This is a genomic window from Neobacillus niacini (genome assembly GCF_030817595.1).
In the GTDB taxonomy this organism is placed as follows: Bacteria; Bacillota; Bacilli; order Bacillales; family Cytobacillaceae; genus Neobacillus; species Neobacillus niacini_G.
The window spans coordinates 2,329,248-2,348,350 of the sequence record NZ_JAUSZN010000001.1 but is presented as its reverse complement, the minus strand read 5'-3'; the positions used below and the strand labels follow the sequence as shown (position 1 = coordinate 2,348,350).

General features: G+C 33.2%; 23 protein-coding genes. 19 read left to right on the top strand and 4 right to left on the bottom strand.

The genetic code is table 11. The features are described from left to right. The first annotated feature begins 11 nt into the window (after nt 1-11). Nucleotides 12-755: an IS200/IS605 family accessory protein TnpB-related protein gene (locus tag QFZ31_RS11350; protein ID WP_307303070.1), complete on the top strand. Its 744-nt coding sequence runs from the start codon at nt 12-14 to the stop codon at nt 753-755. 532 nt (nt 756-1,287) lie between these two features. On the opposite strand, the gene QFZ31_RS11345 is transcribed toward QFZ31_RS11350, so the two are convergent. Together QFZ31_RS11345 and lexA are read right to left on the bottom strand one after the other, a co-directional pair. Then, nucleotides 1,288-1,578, bottom strand: coding sequence for a DUF4257 domain-containing protein (locus tag QFZ31_RS11345; protein WP_306072932.1), 291 nt, complete (start codon nt 1,576-1,578; stop codon nt 1,288-1,290). 161 nt (nt 1,579-1,739) lie between these two features. After that, nucleotides 1,740-2,363, bottom strand: coding sequence for a transcriptional repressor LexA (lexA, locus tag QFZ31_RS11340; RefSeq protein ID WP_179602115.1), 624 nt, complete (start codon nt 2,361-2,363; stop codon nt 1,740-1,742). A gap of 158 nt (nt 2,364-2,521) precedes the next feature. Between lexA and QFZ31_RS11335 the strand changes: the two genes are divergently transcribed. From QFZ31_RS11335 to QFZ31_RS11280, 12 genes are all read left to right on the top strand, one after another. Next, a complete protein-coding gene (locus QFZ31_RS11335; RefSeq protein ID WP_307303069.1) occupies nt 2,522-2,845 on the top strand; it encodes a LysM peptidoglycan-binding domain-containing protein in 324 nt (107 codons plus the stop codon). Between the two features lie 9 nt (nt 2,846-2,854). Then, nucleotides 2,855-3,511 carry a recombinase family protein gene (locus QFZ31_RS11330; protein WP_307311524.1) on the top strand — a complete coding sequence of 219 codons (657 nt, stop codon included), beginning with the start codon at nt 2,855-2,857 and terminating at the stop codon, nt 3,509-3,511. A gap of 153 nt (nt 3,512-3,664) precedes the next feature. Beyond that, nucleotides 3,665-3,895 (top strand): DUF896 domain-containing protein, encoded by a 231-nt coding sequence (locus QFZ31_RS11325; protein WP_307303068.1) that lies wholly within the window; start codon nt 3,665-3,667, stop codon nt 3,893-3,895. Between the two features lie 183 nt (nt 3,896-4,078). Then, nucleotides 4,079-6,085 carry a transketolase gene (tkt, locus tag QFZ31_RS11320; protein WP_307303067.1) on the top strand — a complete coding sequence of 669 codons (2,007 nt, stop codon included), beginning with the start codon at nt 4,079-4,081 and terminating at the stop codon, nt 6,083-6,085. A gap of 234 nt (nt 6,086-6,319) precedes the next feature. Next, entirely contained in the window at nt 6,320-6,760 is a 441-nt protein-coding gene (gene sirA, locus QFZ31_RS11315; protein WP_307303066.1) for a sporulation inhibitor of replication protein SirA, read from the top strand. Nucleotides 6,761-6,837: 77 nt separating this feature from the next. Continuing rightward, on the top strand, nt 6,838-7,059 hold the full coding sequence (locus QFZ31_RS11310; protein ID WP_179602106.1) for a YneF family protein: 222 nt from the start codon (nt 6,838-6,840) through the stop codon (nt 7,057-7,059). A 181-nt stretch (nt 7,060-7,240) separates the two neighbouring features. Then, entirely contained in the window at nt 7,241-8,164 is a 924-nt protein-coding gene (locus tag QFZ31_RS11305; RefSeq protein WP_307303065.1) for a tyrosine-type recombinase/integrase, read from the top strand. Continuing rightward, complete coding sequence (locus tag QFZ31_RS11300) at nt 8,154-8,318, top strand: hypothetical protein (RefSeq protein WP_307303064.1); 165 nt, start codon at nt 8,154-8,156, stop codon at nt 8,316-8,318. Before QFZ31_RS11305 ends, QFZ31_RS11300 begins: the two co-directional genes overlap by 11 nt. An 87-nt stretch (nt 8,319-8,405) precedes the next feature. Further along, entirely contained in the window at nt 8,406-8,738 is a 333-nt protein-coding gene (locus tag QFZ31_RS11295; RefSeq protein WP_307303063.1) for a hypothetical protein, read from the top strand. 528 nt (nt 8,739-9,266) lie between these two features. Beyond that, nucleotides 9,267-9,650: a hypothetical protein gene (locus QFZ31_RS11290; RefSeq protein WP_307303062.1), complete on the top strand. Its 384-nt coding sequence runs from the start codon at nt 9,267-9,269 to the stop codon at nt 9,648-9,650. Nucleotides 9,651-10,032: 382 nt separating this feature from the next. After that, complete coding sequence (locus QFZ31_RS11285; protein ID WP_307303061.1) at nt 10,033-10,995, top strand: hypothetical protein; 963 nt, start codon at nt 10,033-10,035, stop codon at nt 10,993-10,995. Nucleotides 10,996-11,363: 368 nt separating this feature from the next. Continuing rightward, nucleotides 11,364-12,503 carry a hypothetical protein gene (locus QFZ31_RS11280; RefSeq protein WP_307303060.1) on the top strand — a complete coding sequence of 380 codons (1,140 nt, stop codon included), beginning with the start codon at nt 11,364-11,366 and terminating at the stop codon, nt 12,501-12,503. Here QFZ31_RS11280 and QFZ31_RS11275 read toward each other — a convergent pair. Then, the gene (locus QFZ31_RS11275) at nt 12,500-13,141 is read right to left on the bottom strand and encodes a DUF1643 domain-containing protein (protein ID WP_307303059.1); all 642 of its coding nucleotides are present in this window, start codon (nt 13,139-13,141) and stop codon (nt 12,500-12,502) included. The genes QFZ31_RS11280 and QFZ31_RS11275 overlap by 4 nt on opposite strands. A gap of 310 nt (nt 13,142-13,451) precedes the next feature. Here QFZ31_RS11275 and QFZ31_RS11270 point away from each other — a divergent pair, with 310 nt between their 5' ends. The 5 genes from QFZ31_RS11270 to QFZ31_RS11250 all read left to right on the top strand — a co-directional run bounded on the left by QFZ31_RS11270 (nt 13,452) and on the right by QFZ31_RS11250 (nt 18,035). Beyond that, nucleotides 13,452-14,159, top strand: coding sequence for a hypothetical protein (locus QFZ31_RS11270; RefSeq protein ID WP_307303058.1), 708 nt, complete (start codon nt 13,452-13,454; stop codon nt 14,157-14,159). A gap of 285 nt (nt 14,160-14,444) precedes the next feature. Beyond that, nucleotides 14,445-15,035, top strand: a complete 591-nt coding sequence (locus QFZ31_RS11265; protein ID WP_307303057.1) for a recombinase family protein — start codon at nt 14,445-14,447, stop codon at nt 15,033-15,035. A gap of 69 nt (nt 15,036-15,104) precedes the next feature. Then, nucleotides 15,105-15,302, top strand: coding sequence for a hypothetical protein (locus tag QFZ31_RS11260; RefSeq protein WP_307303056.1), 198 nt, complete (start codon nt 15,105-15,107; stop codon nt 15,300-15,302). A 401-nt stretch (nt 15,303-15,703) separates the two neighbouring features. Continuing rightward, nucleotides 15,704-16,993: an AAA family ATPase gene (locus QFZ31_RS11255; RefSeq protein ID WP_307303055.1), complete on the top strand. Its 1,290-nt coding sequence runs from the start codon at nt 15,704-15,706 to the stop codon at nt 16,991-16,993. Next, nucleotides 16,974-18,035 (top strand): McrC family protein, encoded by a 1,062-nt coding sequence (locus QFZ31_RS11250; protein WP_307303054.1) that lies wholly within the window; start codon nt 16,974-16,976, stop codon nt 18,033-18,035. The genes QFZ31_RS11255 and QFZ31_RS11250 overlap by 20 nt, the downstream gene beginning before the upstream one ends. A gap of 163 nt (nt 18,036-18,198) precedes the next feature. Here QFZ31_RS11250 and QFZ31_RS11245 read toward each other — a convergent pair whose 3' ends face one another. Then, the gene (locus QFZ31_RS11245) at nt 18,199-18,615 is read right to left on the bottom strand and encodes a very short patch repair endonuclease (protein WP_307303053.1); all 417 of its coding nucleotides are present in this window, start codon (nt 18,613-18,615) and stop codon (nt 18,199-18,201) included. 273 nt (nt 18,616-18,888) lie between these two features. On the opposite strand from QFZ31_RS11245, the gene QFZ31_RS11240 reads away from it, so the two are divergent. Then, nucleotides 18,889-19,101 (top strand): hypothetical protein, encoded by a 213-nt coding sequence (locus tag QFZ31_RS11240; protein WP_307303052.1) that lies wholly within the window; start codon nt 18,889-18,891, stop codon nt 19,099-19,101. The last annotated feature ends 2 nt before the right edge of the window (nt 19,102-19,103 follow it).

The following is a 19,103-nucleotide window of genomic DNA, read 5'->3' as shown; positions in this document are numbered from 1 at the left end:
AAGTTCCTTACATGGGTTATACCCGGAGTGGGCGAAAACAAAAGTACTACACTTCTGTTACCTATCGTTTTATCAAGAGGGAAAAAGGATGGTATGTTAACGCTTCAGTTGAACGGGAAACACCTAAGGTGGGGACCTCGAATCTAACTGGACTTATCGGAATCGATATGAATGCCGGATTCTTTGCCATTTGTGAAATTGATCGGTTTGGGAACCCTATTAAAAATTGGTCGATTAAAGTCCCTATGTTTAGCCGAAGAAAAGACCAGATAACAGCCTCCATGAGTGATGCTATAAAGGAAGTCCTAGAATACTCGGTCTTGGTCCATAAGGATATCGTCATCGAAAAGCTGGATTTTTCCAAGAAAAAGGCTCAGCTGCGAGAACAAGGTCCTGCCTATGCTCGCATGCTTTCAGGGTTCTCCTATTCCACGTTCCGGCAATTGATAGAGATGAAGGCCAAAAAACTCGGAGTAAAAATAGTGCGGGTTAATCCAGCGTATACAAGCCAAATCGGGCAAATGAAATTTATGGCACGGTATGGGTTAAGTTCTCACGCATCTGCCGCTTGCATGATCGCAAGAAGAGGATATCGTTTCAAGACAGAAAAACCTAAGTATAACACCATCCTGTCATTACCAAAAAATCTTAATCTAGACCAATCAAACTTCCAAAAATGGAGAACCATCACCACCCATTTGAAAAAAGAGTATTTATTCCAAGATAAAATTGAAATATTAAAGGCTGATCGATAAAGGAAAAAAATTGGAGCAACGCTTCCTTTACCTGTAAGGAATCAAAGGACCACGTACTCCAATTCATGGATGAAATGATTGACCAGCGTGGCTAACAGCCTTTCTAGAGTATCATTTGGTATCCTATTCTGTGTTTATTGTGATAAACATAGGACTGTGACGGGAACGATGAAGTTTAAAGTAGTCAATAGACTCCTTTTTACGGATGTTCTCATTCTAGAATTAGGGCGTGATTCCCTAACGCGATTCGCAAAAAACTCTGTTCGTTTGGCGTGCTAAGTAGAATATTAATTATTTCTATTTAGAACATATAGATACTAATATCCATGGATGTCTATATTTTTAGGAACGGTAGTTAGGGTACGGTTCATGGTGACCGTTTTCAGAGTCAAGACGGAAAAGTGGTAACCATAGAGCCTTCATGATGACAGTACGCGGGGTTTAGAAAGAAAAAGGGATAATTAAAAAAGAGAAGTTTGCTGCAAAATTGAAAGACCCAGTATGGATATGGTCCATACTGGGTTATTTGCGTTCAGGATTCTTTTTCTTTATTTTCATTAAGTGCCTTAAATCTAGTAAGTATGATATCACCACTAATCCCGGCTAGGGCCGATAAAAAAATGGTTTCTACCATGGAATTTGGAGTTGTGTAAATCAGGATGAGGAGTGCTGCTACAGCACCAAAAAGCATTTCTTCTAAAAAGCCTAAATAGATAAACCTTTTTGTTTTCCGGGGCATAATAATCTTTCCGTGCTTCCTAACGTGCCCTACAATACCAACTACCCCACCAATAACCATCGAGAAAATAATGTCATTCAACACTTATTCCACTCTCCTTAAGCCTGGTTTTTTGACCTAAGGTTAAATCATGGTGTAATACTATTATACAAATAGTGGAAACTAGTTAGAATGAGTAAATATACACATTTTTGTATAATATTAAGATAAAAAAAGAGCAGATCTACTAAATCTGCTCTTTTGGTCTAATGTATATGTCGATAAACCCCAATAACTTTTCCAAGGATAGAAACGTTTCTTAAGATAATAGGATCCATGGTTGAGTTTTCAGGCTGCAGGCGAATGTAATCTTTTTCTTTGAAAAATCTTTTACAAGTCGCTTCATCTTCCTCTGTCATTGCAACGACGATATCTCCGTTGTTTGCAGTTGGCTGCTGTCTAACGATTACGTAATCTCCATCGAGAATACCTGCTTCTATCATACTCTCACCCATGATTTCTAGCATAAATACTTGCTCGTCTGCAGGTGCTAGACTCTCGGGGAGTGGAAAAAACTCTTCAACGTTTTCGATGGCGGTAATAGGAAGACCGGCAGTTACCTTACCCACAATTGGTACATTGACAACATTATTTCTTGGTATATTAACCGTTTCATCCACTTCTAGTATTTCAATCGCTCTCGGTTTAGTAGGATCTCGTCTAATGAGTCCTTTGCTTTCCAATCGTGCTAAATGACCATGAACGGTAGAACTTGATGCAAGTCCTACAGCTTCACCAATTTCCCGAACGGATGGCGGATACCCCTTTTTCTTTACTTCCCCTTTAATAAATTCAAGGATATCCTGCTGGCGCTTAGATATTTTTGTCATTATAGATACACCTCGCCCTATGTAATATTTACCTTTATTATAGCATGTTCGTATATTTTATACAAACATAAGTTCGAATTATTATTGACAACAAACAAATGTTCGGATTATAATAAAAAATATAAAAACGAACATACATTCTGAATAGGGGTTATAATATGAAAAAAATTTGGGACAGATACTCTTATGCAATTTTATTAATTATCTTGAGCTGCACAGTAGCTTTTATTTTATCATTACGTTTTAATGCAGATGTAGAAGAAAAGTTTTTAACGATTACCGTTTCGGAAGGGGATTCACTTTGGGAAATCTCTAACCAATATTCAAATCAGCATTCATTTTCTAATAATGAATTTGTTAGCTGGGTTCAGAAGCATAATGAAATTGATGGGGATCGAATTTATCCTGGGGAAGAAATCATTATTCCTGTAAACTATGAAGTGGGGTCTTTAACTGAGTATGCAAGCGCCGTTGAGGAGTAAAGCAAAATGGTGAATGCAATCATTTACTGCCGGGTAAGTACAAACAAAGAAGCCCAGGAAACTTCGTTAAAGCGTCAGGAAGAAGAACTTACACAGCTCGCTAATCAATATCATTTTCATGTGGTTTCCATTATTAGGGAACAGGCAAGTGGTTATGAACTGGAAAGAGACGGGATTCTGGAGTTGTTAGATTTATTGAAAGATAAAGATATACAAGCTGTGTTAATACAAGATGAAACAAGACTCGGAAGAGGAAATGCAAAGATCGCGCTTCTGCATTGTATATTAAAAGAAGATGTGAAGCTTTATAGTATTTCGCATAATGGCGAACTGCAGTTATCTGAAAGTGATTCAATGGTATTGAAAATCGTTGGTATGGTGGAAGAATATCAGCGTAAATTACATAATATAAAAATCAAACGTGGAATGAAACGAGCCGTTGCTCACGGATATAAGCCTGAGAAAAATCTAAAAAATCTCGAATCCAGTTCGGGGCGAGAGAAAATAGAAGTACCAGTAGAAGAAATAGTAAGACTTAGACAAAATAAATTAACCTTTTCAGAAATTGCTGCTACTTTAAGAGGATTTGGATATAATATTTCGAAAGCAACCGTCCACAGACGCTATCAGGAATATCAAGAATCTGTTGAACCAGAAGAAGAGTAGACCATTTGCCTTGTCAGATGGTCTATTTTTTAGTAAAATCAGTCTTTAAGTGCGGCTATGTATCGCTAATTGTGCTTTTAGTCACTCAGTGGTTGAAGCGGAAATCAAAGGCCTCGTTAACCACAGTCTAAGTATTTGAAAGGAGGGTCCAATATGCTCTCAAAAGAAAAAATGGCAAGAATTAATGAACTTGCGAGAAAAGCTAAATCAACGGGATTAACAGAAGCAGAAGCAAAGGAACAAACAAAATTAAGAAGCGAGTATTTGACCACTTTCCGCAATTCTATGCTGGATACATTAACAAATACAAAAATCATTGATCCTGATGGAAATGATGTAACGCCAGAAAAAATAAAACAAAGAAAAAAGTATAATCTTCATTAATCCATAAGGAAAACATTTAGTTTTCCTTTTTTACATATTGCACAACAACCTGTGTCAAAATATAATGAAGTGAAATAATTTGTTTAGTAGTCAAATTAATTGTTGAATTAATGTGATTAGAGCTATAATATTAAAGTTGTTATTATTTTTTTTATCCTAGAGAAAACAGGAGTGATGTAAATAATGTTTGATACAATTGATGCTTTATCCGTAACCTCTATTCGTACGCTTTCAATCGATATGATTGAAAAGGCAAATTCAGGCCATCCTGGTATGCCGATGGGTGCCGCACCAATGACCTACACTTTATGGACTCGTTTCATGAACCACAACCCAAAAAACCCAGAGTGGTTTAACCGTGATCGTTTTGTATTATCAGCAGGACATGGATCTGCTTTATTGTACAGCATGCTTCATTTATCTGGTTATAATCTATCAATGGATGACTTAAAGCAATTCCGTCAGTGGGGAAGTAAAACTCCTGGACATCCAGAGTACCGTCATACTGAAGGAGTAGAAGCGACTACTGGTCCACTTGGACAAGGTATCGCGATGGCTGTTGGTATGGCAATGGCAGAGCGCCATACAGCTAGTGTCTACAATAAAGACAATTATGAAATTGTGAACCATTATACATATAGTATTTGTGGTGATGGAGATTTAATGGAAGGTGTATCTGCTGAGGCTGCATCACTAGCGGGACACTTAAAATTAGGCCGTTTGGTAGTTTTATACGATTCAAACGATATCTCACTTGATGGCGATTTGAATAAGTCGTTCTCAGAAAGTGTAAAAGAACGTTTCTTATCATATGGCTGGCAATATCTTCGAGTAGAAGATGGAAATAATCTAGAAGAAATTTCTAAAGCGCTGGAAGAAGCTCGAAACGACCTTGACCGTCCTACAATGATTGAAGTTAGAACGGTTATCGGATACGGCTCACCAAACCGCGCAGGAACTTCTGGTGTCCATGGATCTCCGCTTGGAGCAAACGAATTAAAGCTTACAAAAGAAGCTTATAAATGGACTTTTGAGGAAGATTTCCATGTTCCGCAGGAAGTATATGATAACTTCAAAAACCTTATCGTTGAAAACGGTACTAAGAAAGAAAAAGAATGGAATGACCTTTTTGCACAATACAAAAAGGAATATCCTGAACTTGCCAATCAATTAGAAACAGTATTGAAAAATGAATTACCTGAAGGCTGGGATAAAGATATTCCAGTTTACTCAGAAGGTAAAGCTCTAGCTAGCCGTGCATCATCTGGTGAAGCTCTAAACGGTATCGCGAAAAACTTACCAATCTTTATCGGCGGATCTGCTGACCTTGCTGGTTCTAATAAAACGATGATCAAAGGTACAGGAGATTTTGCACCAGGCAACTACGAAGGCAGAAATATTTGGTTTGGTGTTCGTGAATTTGCAATGGGTGCAGCAATGAACGGTATCGCTTTACATGGCGGAGTGAAAATTTTTGGAGGAACATTCTTTGTATTCTCTGATTACCTGCGTCCAGCAATCCGTTTGGCTGCGTTAATGGGCTTACCAGTAACGTATGTATTCACTCATGATAGTATTGCTGTTGGTGAAGATGGACCTACACATGAGCCTGTTGAACAACTTGCAGCACTACGCGCAATGCCGGGTCTTTCTATTATCCGTCCAGCAGACGGTAACGAGACAGCAGCAGCATGGAAGCTAGCAGTTGAATCTACAAACAAACCTACTGCTTTAGTATTAACACGTCAGGATCTGCCAACTCTTAAAGGAACAGATCAAAACGCTTACGAAGGCGTATCAAAAGGTGCTTATGTGGTTGCTCCTTCTGAAAAGGAGACTCCAGATGCATTACTACTAGCAACTGGTTCTGAAGTAAGTTTAGCAGTTGAAGCACAAGCTGCTTTAGCTGGTGAAGGAATTCATGTATCTGTTGTAAGCATGCCATCATGGGATCGCTTTGAACAGCAATCACAAGAATATAAAAACTCAGTTCTTCCTAAAAACGTGAAGAAGCGTCTTGGAATTGAGGTTGGTTCATCATTCGGCTGGCACAAATACACAGGTGATGAAGGTGACGTTCTAGCAATCGATACATTCGGGGCTTCCGCACCTGGAGAAAAAATTATGGAAGAATACGGTTTTAGCGTAAGTAACGTGGTTGCACGCGTGAAAGCACTTCTTCAAAAATAAAATGATTAGATCTAAAGGGAACGGCTATTAGCTGTTCTCTTTTTTTCGTTTAGGAATAGATTTTGAACTTTGGATTGCTGCGTGAAATTCAAATTATTAGTAGGATATAATAATATTTGGAAGAAACTTATGCATTCGACAATAATAGTGATATTTTTTGCCGGTAAAAGACAAATGTTTTGACAGCGCTTATTTATAATTGATAGAAAGGTTATCAACGAAGGAGAGATCGTGGTGAGACATTATCAGCTTTATTTAATAGAAGATGAATTTGCCGCCCATTACTTCGGAAGAGAGCGTATGTTTTATCAGCTTTTTCAGGAACATGACAAAGCAGAAGGTGAACTGAAGTTTATAACCAATAAACAAATAACGTATATAACAAAGTCGATAGAAGTTTTGAAAATCCACAATTTAATTCAGAAACAACTTGGAAAAAAGAAAGGGTTTCGTGCTGAACATGGTACATACTCAATTGAATTAAGTGGAAAACTAAGTGCAGCGAAATTAAGGGTGTACCAGGATTTAATCACGATTGAGGCTACAGGAAGCTATGAAGCAGAGACCATATTCTTTGAAGTGCTGAGAAAATGTGAATCCTCCTTTATGGCATTAGACCTGGATCATCAAAGATTTGGATGGTTAAGGCCTATTAAAGAGAGAAAATATGTTTAATCTTTTGAAAGAGAATATTGTATATTCCTGTTTTATTTAGTACACTGTATGGTAGACAACATGAAGGAGGAAGTTTAATGGGTACAGGTCTATGGATTCTAGTTGTTATTCTAGCCTTAGTAGCTGGTGTAGCTCTAGGATTTTTCATTGCTCGTAAATATATGATGGACTATTTAAAGAAAAATCCGCCAATTAATGAGCAAATGCTAAAAATGATGATGATGCAAATGGGTATGAAGCCTTCTCAGAAGAAGATTAACCAAATGATGTCTGCTATGAATAAACAGCAAGGCAAATAAACCCTTATATCAAGGGTTTGTAGTTGGTTGATAAGCATTTAAAGGACAAGTTTTCATAAACATTTTGTTGTAGAGTGAATTTTTCATCAGAAAATTGTCTTATTTCTGCTTTATCTTTCATCAAACTAATCCGAAACCACTTTTTCTATTGGAAACTAAACCAATGAAAGGTGGTTTTTTTGTGTTATTTGAGGATGTTTTAGAAGAGTATTTGTACCATTGCCAAGCGAAAGGATTCACTGCAAAGACCATGAAAAACAAACGTCAAGAGTACAAGCAGTTGAAGCAATATCTAAAGGAAAAAAGAGCAATTACAGAATTAGAAAGTATCACCACTCACGATTTAAAAGCGTATGTGAGGTTGAAGCAAAAAGATGGATTACAGCCACAAAGTATTGTTTCAATGTTCAAAATGATAAAGGCGTTCTTTTCATGGTGTGAGAATGAGGAATATATAAAAGAAAACATTGCAAAAAAGGTTGAAGTACCAAAAGTACCAATAAAGATTCTAAATGGTTTTACTGTCAAAGAAGTGAAAAGCATGATTGATGCTTTTTCATATAAAAACTATCTCGAAACCAGAAATAAGGCAATCACAGCAATGCTTGCTGATTGTGGATTAAGAGCAATGGAAATTAGAGGATTGAAGTCAGAAAACGTCAGAGAAACCTCTATCCTTGTAAATGGGAAAGGGAATAAAGAAAGAGTTGTTTTCATTTCACCTGCACTCAAAAGAATTTTAATTAAGTATGAGAGAATTAAAAAGGAATATTTTAAAGATATAGACACAGTTGATAATTATTTCCTCAATTACACAGGTGGTAGTATTTCACATGTTGCTTTGGATAATATCATAAAGAAAGCAGGTGAGAGAGCAGGTATTGACGGTAAAAGGGTTTCCCCGCACACTTTTAGACACTTTTACGCTGTCCAATGCTTGACGAGTGGTAATATTGATGTCTACTCTCTTTCACGCTTATTAGGGCATTCTGACATCTCTGTGACACAAAGATATCTGCATACCATGAATGATGAACAGTTACTAAATAAGGCAGTATCTTCTAGTCCATTAATGAATTTAAGGAGTAGAAGAAATGATGAATAAACATTTGAAACATATTGCCTATTACACTAAGAAAGTAGCACAAGAGGGTGAAAAGGCAAGACCCACCTATACAGGTTTTAGAAATTCCATACGGAGCAAAAGATTATTTCTGTATAAACAATTATTAAATGAAATGATTACAACCAGAAAATAGGTATTCTTGATAATAGAAAATTGTGGTACTTTTATATTAAATATATAGTTTTGTGAAAAAATTACAATTTATTATGGGGGCAAGAATATGTTGAGGTATAAACTTGTTAGTGTATTGGCTTTAACAGCAATAGTCTTATCAGCGTGTGGTGGATATGAAGAAGGAGAGAAACTTACTCTAACGGATAGTATAATTGGTTATGATACTATTCATGATTTTGAAGAGCAATTAAAAGATACAGATGGTGAAATTGATGTAGATGGCGAAACTATTAATATGTTGTTTGAAGATTATGACGTAAAGGTAATTGAAGTAAGCAAAAAGGATAAAATGGTTCTTGTACAAATGCTAGATGGTTCTGACGAGGGAACAGAATGGTGGGTACCAGAAGCGGATTTACAAAATAATACAAAAAAATAATTTTAAAAGGGTGGAATCATTCTGTTTTTTGATTAACCAACAGGGCGGTACATAAAATTGTGTTTTTATCAAAGAACTAACAAAAACCGCTTTAATGACAGAATTTTAATTGTTGGATATTGAGTGTATGCAGTAGGAAATAAATAAAAAATAATGCAGTCTAAAACAAAAAAACCTATCAAGAGATTGATAGGTTTTTTAAGTGCACAAAAAAATATTGACAAACATAACATAGTTTGATATAATAAAAATACTTCTCTATAATGATTAGTTGACATAGATATTCAACCTTAACTTAATAATACATGTAATCAATATCTCTTGTCAACAGATTTTGATAAAAAGAGAAGAAAATTTTCTGGGAGGGGTTTCGAAATGATAATGAGCTTTGTTTGAAGCGTTTGTTTAGGAAGAATGAATTGGTATTAAAATATTGGAGATTTATAGAGTAAGGAAAAATTTATAACCTTTTTAACAAACTTAAAAAGGTTTTTCAAAAATAATAACAAAATGTAAAGGATGATGAAAATGAGTGCAGATATGAAAATCGTAGCTTCATCAATATTAAAGGAATTTGGTAGAGAAAAATATGTGTATGGAGATATTTCATATCTTACATGGCATGATGAAAATGCTTTGATTGACTATGATTACTTGTATGAGAGAGTAGAATTTGTTGAGGATTGGTTGCATGATAAACTAACATATAATTCGAAATATAAAAACCTTAGTGAAGTAAGATTAAACGTTAAATACTTTCAGATTGGGTCTGTTATATATACAGTTGAGAACCATCAAACAAAACAGATTAAAAAAGCAATCTCTAATGAAAGTTTAACATTAGATGAAGATATTATAAATACCAAAGGTTTTATTGTCTATGGGATGGACTTGGAAGATTTACCATGTTAGTAAGAAAATAAGGAAAAAAAATTAAGATTGGAAATTTACTAGGTAGTATGAAATGAAAGTTAAAAAATAACATAAATCTTACTAATTTGGTAAGAATTAAAGTGGAAAAATGAACATGAATCTTACTGTATTACATAGAAGACATAAATACATAGAAAACATACATACAGAGTAGAGGGTGATTCGCTTCGCTCACGTGAGTACGAGGCTAACGCTCCCCTTCTACTCTTTAACAAGGTTGAAATAAAAAGGATTAAAGGGGTGTTTCCAGAACATAAAACATAAAGTATTGAGGAAGTAAAAAATAGAGTACAAATAACAATTAAACATATATATGGAATTACCTCTTTTTTCTATTAAGAGAAAAAGGGGAATAAATAAAATGGCAAAGACACAATTAACAAAATCAGAATTAGAAGGAATTGTTGAATACGACTACAAAGGTAGAGAGAATTACCTCCTAATGCCAAATGAAATGTTTGAAATGTTAGTAAAAGATGAAGAATTAAATAAGAAAAAAGCACCGCATGTTGCGGTTGCATATACATATGTATTCTTAATCACTTGGTTGTACCGTTACGCTAAATATGGCTTTATGGAATTAGAAAACACAACTCATAAGGCAATCTTGAAAATGATGGGTATTGCAGAAACAAACAAAGAGTATAACTATATTTTTAAAAAAGGTGGTGTACTCGACCGATTAGGAATTACAGCAACACATTCGTTTGCAAAAGCCCCTGTACGTTGGTTTCCAGATGAATATGGGGATTATGGTTTTCCACAATTCATGTTGTTTGAAGAGTGGGACAATGAAATCAAGAAGATGTTGACAGGTGGAACAACACTTAAAAGAAGACAAGTTAAAGAACCATTATTAGCAACAGGTTTTAGAAACCCCTTAAATGAAGAAGGTGTGGAAGAAGGCGATTATGTTGGCACATTTTATGATAATGGTAAGGATTGTACACATATGGTGGGCATGAATGCTTTTATAAAATGCGTTACTACAAAAGATTTAGGCATTAATGCTTTTTACATACTATCATTCTTACGTAGTAGGTATGGGAAAAATACAGATGTTAGTATTTCATTAGATACTATTTCAGCGGAGAGTGGAATAAAACCTAGTACAAGAGATTTTGCATTAAAAATGCTAAAAGCGTATCATATGCTTTTCTGTTTGCCTTCAAACTTCTGTTTAGAACGTGGCGAACACAAAACTGAATCAAGTACATATTCTCTAGTAGAAGTTTCGAGAGAGTGGAATGATAAACCAATTTTTAATTTCCCAACAAGAAAGGTCTATCATGTTACAACTCACGTTGACAATGTAGGTGGATAGAGATTTCAAAGGGTTAAGTATTTTATTATTACATAATAGTTTTTTTTGTTTTTTTAAAAGGTAGGAAATATGATGTAAATTAATATATTTATAGTGTAACTTTATCCTTGTAGTAAACTAAATACAATCACTATCAAAATAATTTATATTATTTTACACTGAATTTCCTACCTTTTAGAAATCACGTTTTCCTATATGGCTACATCATTCCAAATGGTTTTCCTCTATATAAAAGAAAGGTTTTATCAAGTAGTAAACAGGAAGTAGGAATGTTTAAATATCCAATGGTTTCCATAAAATTATAGTTAGGGCAATAGTGCAATAAATGGTGACGTATACTGGTTACTTTCTAAAGGAGGATTACTACGATGGCTAGAATAAGAACTCATGAACAATTTATAGATAGAGTTAAAGAGTTGGTTGGAAATCAATACACAGTAATAGGGAGATATGTTATATCATCCGAAAAATTGATGATGAGACATAACAGTGAGTCATGCGATTATCACGAATATCCAGTTTCTCCAAATCATTTTTTAAAGGGAAGAAGATGTCCTAAGTGCTTTGAACTGAGGAGAAATAAGGATAAGTTAAAAAGTCATGAACAATATGTTAAAGAGGTTTTTGAACAAGTTGGATACGAATATACTGTAGTTTCTATATATATAAACGAGAGGTCTCCTATAACTCTTGTTCATCATAAATGTGGAAAATCGATCACTTTACAAGCAGGTTCTTTTCTCCGTGGTACAAGATGTAAGAAATGTTCTCTCAAAGAAATGGGTGAAAAGCAGAGGAAGACTCATGAAGACTTCATCAAAGAGGTTTGTGAATTAGTCGGTGATGAATACACTGTAATTGGTACTTATCAAACTAATAAATCTGAAATTGAAATCATACACAATATATGTGGGGAGACTTGGTTTCCTACACCAAACAATTTTCTAAGAGGATCAAGATGTGACAACTGCTTTGGAAAACACCTGAAAACTATAGATGAGTTCAAGAGAGAGGTATTTGAAATAGTTGGCAATGAATATACTGTACTAGGGGAATATGATAGAGCATTAGGCAATATAGAAATGATTCATAATGAATGTGGATACGTTTGGAGTCCAAGACCAAATGACTTTCTAAGTAGTGAAGCAAGATGTCCTGTATGTAGTCGCCTAGGTGATAGTAAAGGAGCGAAGAGGGTTAGGAAATTTTTGGAGTCTAATAATCTCGATTATAAAGCAGAATACAGATTAGAAAATTGTAGAAACATACTCCCTTTACCATTTGACTTTCAAATCACTGTTAATAATAAAATGGTGTTAATTGAATACGATGGAGAGCAACATTTTAAAAATACATTTGGTGATGAAAAGGCATTCAAAGAAACTCAATTTCGAGATCAAATAAAAAACAACTACTGTAAAGAAAATAACATTCAACTAATTCGTATTAAATATACGCAATACGAACAAATTCAACAAATCCTTGAAAAAGAATTAGGCATTGGTTAATGCCTAATTTTTTCTCCAATAACAATATTATTGTCTTTATTGATTTTGCACTTTTTAAAACCATTCAAAGCTGGTCTAGAGGGATGCCTAGGGTATCCATTGTTCGTTAATATATTCTTATAATGGGTTTTTATTACATAAATATTTGAATTATCAATATTTTTTATGTGTTTTATTATAGATCTACATTGTGTTTGATGTAGGTCTATATCAATATTTTCTGAGGGGTCACCCCAAGCAAGTATAGTCCATTTACTTTCTTCAAGACTTTTAAAAATAATATTGTTATTGTTACTTATAATGTCTTCGAGGTTTAAAGTATTGTTGTTTTGGACTCGATTAATAATCGCTTGTAAATTAGGTGAGTTTGTTTCATAAAAAGGGAATAAGTTCACAATTTGAATTATACCTATGTTTCCTCTTCCCTTGGTAAAAGCAAATTTAATTAGCTTATTTACGGTTATATCAGAGATATTTTGATCAGCTTTACTAGGATTCATCATTATGAAAGTAGCTATTTTATTGGAAGCGTTTTTAAGTTCAATACTAAGAAAATATCTCGCTTGAATGCTATCTGTTAGTGTTTCATGTTGGCAATCTATAATTCTTTTGACGTATTCAGCGTTATAGTAAACCATTCAAAATCACCACCTCAGTAAAATAATAACAGAAAAATGGATAGATATAACAAGAATGTGGTTTTTTTTTAACATTTAATAATACTGAATAAAATTTGATTTTTATACAGGAAATAAAATGTGTTGCATCCACACAAGATTGTTAAATTTTTGCACCGTACGAATATTAATAAAAACCTGTCAATTGACATGATTTTAACGTGTGAATATTTGATTAAAAAGTGAGGATTTTTGGGAAAATTATGAACATAAATTCCTATATATGTTATTCTTAGGATATATATAGATATGAAATTAAGGGGGAAATTAGTTGGATAATTTAGAGTTAAACAATGAACAAAAAGCAAAAGCCACCTTCTTTAAGTCAAAAAAATTCCTTATTATTTTGGCGATTTTTATAATAGGATTAGGGATTGGTGGATATTTCGTAAGAGAACACAATTTAGAAGTAAAAGCGAAAGAACATGCAGAAAAAGTAAAAAAGCAAGAAGAAAAATACATTAAAATCATGAATGATACGACCGAAAACATAAAGAGGCTAAATGGTAATTTACTGAAAATATCTTCTATGTATTCGGAGGTTTGGAATGAAACAATAGAGCATGATTTATATATAAGTGGATTGGCAAAGTATCTAGGCGTTGAGGAATCATCCTTTACAGCAGGTGCACCTTCGAATAAACTTAAATCCAATTTTAGAGGGAAATATATTGCGAAAGGTGACTTTAATACTGCTTTATTAGTTGTAAAAGGAGTTTGGGAAGGTGCAGGAACACTTGATAATATTTCAAAAGCACAAAGTGATATAGCATACACTGTTAAAGGGTTAAATAATCCTCCAGAAAAGTATAAGGGCATTTATGAGGATTTTTTAAATTACTATACTTCATATGAAAAGCTTCTAGGGTTGGCGGTATCTCCTTCTGGGTCTTATATTACTTATACAAGGGAAATAAATACCCTTTCAACGGAACTTGAATCCCAATATAACAAAATTCAGGTAAGCATGCCAGAATAGGATGATCTTTGGAAAAAGGATGTATAAGAAATTATTCATCCTTTTTTGTTTGTAAAATTATACCGTTAATGGCACTAAAAACTATTATTTTTGTCGTTTTTAATGGTATTCGAATAATTTGGTAAATCAGTGTAATGAGTTAAATTGTCTAAAAGTTTCAACTTTTGAACACCATGCTAAAAATGTATAAAAGTTAGTCTAAAAAGGTGTTGCTTTTGTCTAGAAGATAGTTTAAAATAGAAGTATAAAAGATAATAAACTTTTAGACGAAAAGGAATGGTTAGAATGGCATTGATTGGTTACGCTAGAGTTTCAACGATCGGCCAGGAGAACGGATTAGAAACACAAAAGCAATTATTAAAAGAAGCAGGTTGCAAAAAGATATTCTTTGAAAAGGTAACAGGAACAAGCACAATAAAAAGAAATGAGCTAAAAGAGGTTATAGAATTTTTGGAAAATGGTGATACACTAGTAGTAACAAAGATTGACCGGCTAGCACGTTCCATAATCGACCTAAACAAGATAGTCAAAGAACTAAATGACAAAGGTGTCAATATCCGTTTTCTAAAAGAGAATATGGAGTTTAATGCCGATAAAAATAATAATTCACTTCAAAATTTACTATTTAATATCCTGGGTTCATTTGCACAATTTGAAAGAGATATAATTGTAGAACGTACTGAAGAAGGTAGAGCGAGAGCCAAAAAGCAAGGGAAGCACATGGGGCGACCGGCACAAGACAAAAAGGCAATTCAAAAGGCATTAAAGTTATATGATGACAGGAAAACAAACGAAATGAGTGTAAATGATATTTCAAAAATAACAGGTGTGCCAAGATCGACAATCTATGCAGAATTGAAAAAAATTCAAGAGTAGTCATGTTACCATTACCGAGGGTAGTGCTTTTTTGAAATTAAAATATTAAACGTAGAAAGGAAGTTTACAATGAACGGAATATTGGGGGAAGTTGGAAAGGCGTTAATCACACTACAATCTGAAGGTGAAGTAGTCATTGAGAGGAATGAAGAACTTTATGTTGATGAAATTGCTTACTATGTTGAAGAAACTTTAAAAGGTGTGAAGGCTTCATATAAAACTGAAGTATTAGAGCCAAATGTGAAGATGAAGATAACGTTACAATAGAAAAATTGGTAAAGGATCTCCTTGGTTATGTGAAAATGAAAACAACAAAAGAAGTGTCGGTATAAATACCTACACTTCTTTTTAAATAACTTTACTTTTGCTAGTAATGAATCTATAGGAATAGCCACCTATTTTACTTGTTAATATGGGACAGTATTTCCTGAGTATGGTAAGTACCTAACTAAACTTAGGGGTACTTTTCACCAGTAATACTATTTTGATACTCAGTAAAACTTTGAGCTGACCAATCCCCACAATATTATTCAGATTTATTACGTAACTTCTCGATAATTTTTCTTACATTGTGTGATATAAAGAGATATATTGGGTTTATCACTCGGACACTAACTAAAAGTTCGTAAAAATAAAGAACTCCAAAAAATGATTATGGAGGTTAAAAAGTGACTATTGAAGATACGATTTTAATTAAAATCAATAAATCATATGTTGAAGGAATGTCTGCTGAAGAACTATATAAAGCAACAAGTATAAGCTGGGTAATTAGCCTAGACAAATTAGAAGAGGGGAATTTAAAATATTTTTGTGCAGTGTACCAAAATAATATTAAAGAAGTTTATGAACTACATGGTCATGAGCCTGACCAAAATGAGGGGAAAGAGGCAAGATTTATTCTTATAGGTAGGCTCGCATCAGACGAGATCCGTAATAAGCTTATTAACCTTGACGTAAGCAAATTCCATAAGGGTAAAGGAAATCCAATAAAGTATAATAACCTAGAAACTTTGTTAAACTCCGGAAATAAAAACCAACTGCCTAATATTAAAGAAAATGAGGAAGAGATACAAGTAGTAGAAAAAGAAGAAGAGTTACAAAAATTAGATGACATCTTTATTAGTGGTGAAATGCAATATAAAATCATTGAATTACTAAAATATAAAAAAAACATTATCCTTCAGGGTTCTCCGGGAGTAGGTAAAACATATATAGCAGAAAAATTAATAAAAAATACTTTTAATGTAACAGAAAAACAACTTTTACTGGTGCAGTTTCACCAATCCTTTTCTTATGAGGATTTTATTGAAGGTTATCGTCCCAATAAAGAGGGGAAATTTGAATTGCAGGATGGTTTATTTAAACAATTTGTAGAAGATGCTTTACAAAATGCTGAAAGAGATTATTTCGTGATAATCGATGAAATTAATCGTGGAAACTTATCTAAAATTTTCGGTGAACTTTTTATGCTTATCGAAAATGACAAACGAGGGAAGAAGATTAGACTCGCTTATTCAAAAGAAGAGTTTACTGTACCTGGAAATATATATTTTATTGGCACTATGAACACTGCAGATAGATCATTGGCAAATTTAGACTTTGCCCTTAGAAGACGATTTTCTTTTGTTCACATTGAACCTGCATTTAATGGGGAAGCACTAGATAAATTTGTAACTTTTTTATCCAATAAGGGAATTAGCGAACAATTTGTTAATATGATCGTCCATAATATTAATAAAGTTAATCAAGAAATTAGAAATGATTTTCGATTAGGAAAAGGGTTTGAAATTGGACATGCCTATTTTACAAATGTAAAGGGAGTTCATGAAATAAGTAATTGGTATAATAATATAGTTGAGTATGAATTAGTTCCTTTAATTGAAGAGTATTATTTCGATGATGAAATAAAGTGCAAAGAACTTATTGAGGTGCTAACAAATGGACGATTCGAAATATAAAGTCCCAATCCGAAATCTATTCTGTATTTTATGCTATGCAAATGAAATGCCAGAGTTGGTACGAGCAATTAATAGTGCTGATAAGGATTTGCCCAATTTAATCGTTATTGCCAAACTATTTATTCAAGAAGCGGATCAAATTATTAAAAGAGACTTATATAAGAGTTATCGAAGTATTGAAGAAGAGACTAGTCAGTTAAGGGGAAAAGTTCTATTTAATCAATCTATGCAACAAATTATGAATAGTAAGTCGTATTTGACTTGTGAAATAGATGAGTTTGATGAAAATAACTTGCTGAATCAGTTATTAAAAACAACACTTGTAAATTTAATAGGCATAAGTCAGTTACCCCAAAATTATAAAATAAATATTCGCTCACTATTGTATGGACTTTCAAAAGTGGAGACCATAAAGATACAACGTAAACATTTTATCAGTGTTCTGCTAAATAGAAATAATTTTTATTATCGTACAATGTTACTCTTAGCACGTCTTATTTATGAATTACAAAACGTGTCAGAGCATGATGGTGAATTAAATTTGTTCGAAATATTAAATGATGAAAAGAAAATGCAGATAATTTTTGAAAAGTTCATATTGAATTTTTTTAAATACGAACAAAATGCTTTTCAATCTCGCGTTGAAAAGCTTAAATGGAATCTTGGCATTGGAAACCAAAATCTAGTTCCAGAGATGAATACTGATATTTCATTGTTTAGTAAAGATCAAAAACAGAAGATTATAATCGATGCCAAATATTATTCGAAAACATTAATTGATTACTTTGATGTAAGGAAAATAAGGAGTAGCCACTTATACCAACTTTACTCCTATTTGAACCACAGTCATGATACGATAAGCACACGGGGTATTTTGGTATATCCAACTAATGGAACTTCGATCGATGAAACATATTCGTTACCTATTCAGGTAGGTAATAAAATAATAGATACTACAATAAGAATTTATACGATTAATTTGAATCAAGATTGGGGAAAAATAAGGGAGCAAATGTTAGGGTTGTTAGAAAATAAAATTTAGATGTATGTAAAAAACTACAATATTGAATGTAATATAAAAATTCACTTTAACTTCATTTATACAGTTGTATGGAGGGTGATAAAACTGAAATAGAAAGAAGACATCACACAAAAAAGAGCGATCAAATTTCGCTCTTTTTTGTATTATTAAAAGTACACAATTATTACTCTGATTTGCTTTTTTCAATAAAGTCAATAAGTTCACTTATTATCTGATCTAGACTTTGTTTAATCTCATGCTCCCATACTCTTTTTATATGCCATTTATTTTTCTTGTAATATTCATTGACTTCATCATCTCTTTTTTTATTTCGACTAAGTTTTTTATCCCAATATTCTTGGTTGCTTTTAGGTCTGCTACCATGTATAGGACAAGCGTGCCAAAAACATGAGTCGATAAAAATTACTATTTTATATTTTTGAATAGCTATATCTGGTTTCCCAAATAATGTCTTTACATTCTTCCTAAATCTAGTTCCTCTTTTCCAAAGTTCACGGGATACTAAATTTTCTAATTTTGACTGAGAGCGGATTGCCTTCATATTTTTTTTTCTCGCTTCTTTGGTTAGGTTATCAACCATAACATCCCTCGTTTAAATAGATTTTTCTCTTACATTAAGCCTTTATAGGAGTCTCCTGTAAATTACCTTGTAAGTGTCACGGATAATCATAGTGATTTTGTTTTAGTATTTCTAAATATTAATACTAAAATTAGTGTCGATCTAACTTATTTAAACATTAATATAAGACGAACCGAGGGAAAGCACTACCAATTTTTAAAACTTCTTTGTAATTCAAAAAATAAATGAAAATATGCTATAATTGATCGTTAACAATAACAAAGGGTGATTATATTGGATACTGGTTGGGGTGGAGCAAGAAAAGGTTCTGGTAGAAAAGAAATCCCTGATAAATTAAAAATGAAAGGATATACCTTTCAATTAACAGAAGAAGACATTATCTTTATAGAATCCTTTGAGGGGAAAAACAGAAGCGATTCATTAAGAAAACTAATTAAGGAATTTAAGGTCTTGAAAAAACAAATTGTAATTTCAAATAGAGAATGATA

Excerpts from the sequence above, each read along its gene's own strand:
- QFZ31_RS11285 (WP_307303061.1), top strand. The coding sequence starts at position 10,033 with ATGGCAAAGACACAATTAACAAAATCAGAATTAGAAGGAATTGTTGAA.
- QFZ31_RS11335 (WP_307303069.1), top strand. The coding sequence starts at position 2,522 with ATGAAAAAAATTTGGGACAGATACTCTTATGCAATTTTATTAATTATC.
- QFZ31_RS11295 (WP_307303063.1), top strand. The coding sequence starts at position 8,406 with ATGTTGAGGTATAAACTTGTTAGTGTATTGGCTTTAACAGCAATAGTC.
- QFZ31_RS11280 (WP_307303060.1), top strand. The coding sequence starts at position 11,364 with ATGGCTAGAATAAGAACTCATGAACAATTTATAGATAGAGTTAAAGAG.
- QFZ31_RS11290 (WP_307303062.1), top strand. The coding sequence starts at position 9,267 with ATGAGTGCAGATATGAAAATCGTAGCTTCATCAATATTAAAGGAATTT.
- QFZ31_RS11350 (WP_307303070.1), top strand. The coding sequence starts at position 12 with ATGGGTTATACCCGGAGTGGGCGAAAACAAAAGTACTACACTTCTGTT.
- QFZ31_RS11245 (WP_307303053.1), bottom strand. The coding sequence starts at position 18,615 with ATGGTTGATAACCTAACCAAAGAAGCGAGAAAAAAAAATATGAAGGCA.
- QFZ31_RS11260 (WP_307303056.1), top strand. The coding sequence starts at position 15,105 with ATGAACGGAATATTGGGGGAAGTTGGAAAGGCGTTAATCACACTACAA.
- lexA (WP_179602115.1), bottom strand. The coding sequence starts at position 2,363 with ATGACAAAAATATCTAAGCGCCAGCAGGATATCCTTGAATTTATTAAA.
- QFZ31_RS11325 (WP_307303068.1), top strand. The coding sequence starts at position 3,665 with ATGCTCTCAAAAGAAAAAATGGCAAGAATTAATGAACTTGCGAGAAAA.
- QFZ31_RS11310 (WP_179602106.1), top strand. The coding sequence starts at position 6,838 with ATGGGTACAGGTCTATGGATTCTAGTTGTTATTCTAGCCTTAGTAGCT.
- QFZ31_RS11265 (WP_307303057.1), top strand. The coding sequence starts at position 14,445 with ATGGCATTGATTGGTTACGCTAGAGTTTCAACGATCGGCCAGGAGAAC.
- QFZ31_RS11250 (WP_307303054.1), top strand. The coding sequence starts at position 16,974 with ATGGACGATTCGAAATATAAAGTCCCAATCCGAAATCTATTCTGTATT.
- QFZ31_RS11300 (WP_307303064.1), top strand. The coding sequence starts at position 8,154 with ATGATGAATAAACATTTGAAACATATTGCCTATTACACTAAGAAAGTA.
- QFZ31_RS11275 (WP_307303059.1), bottom strand. The coding sequence starts at position 13,141 with ATGGTTTACTATAACGCTGAATACGTCAAAAGAATTATAGATTGCCAA.
- tkt (WP_307303067.1), top strand. The coding sequence starts at position 4,079 with ATGTTTGATACAATTGATGCTTTATCCGTAACCTCTATTCGTACGCTT.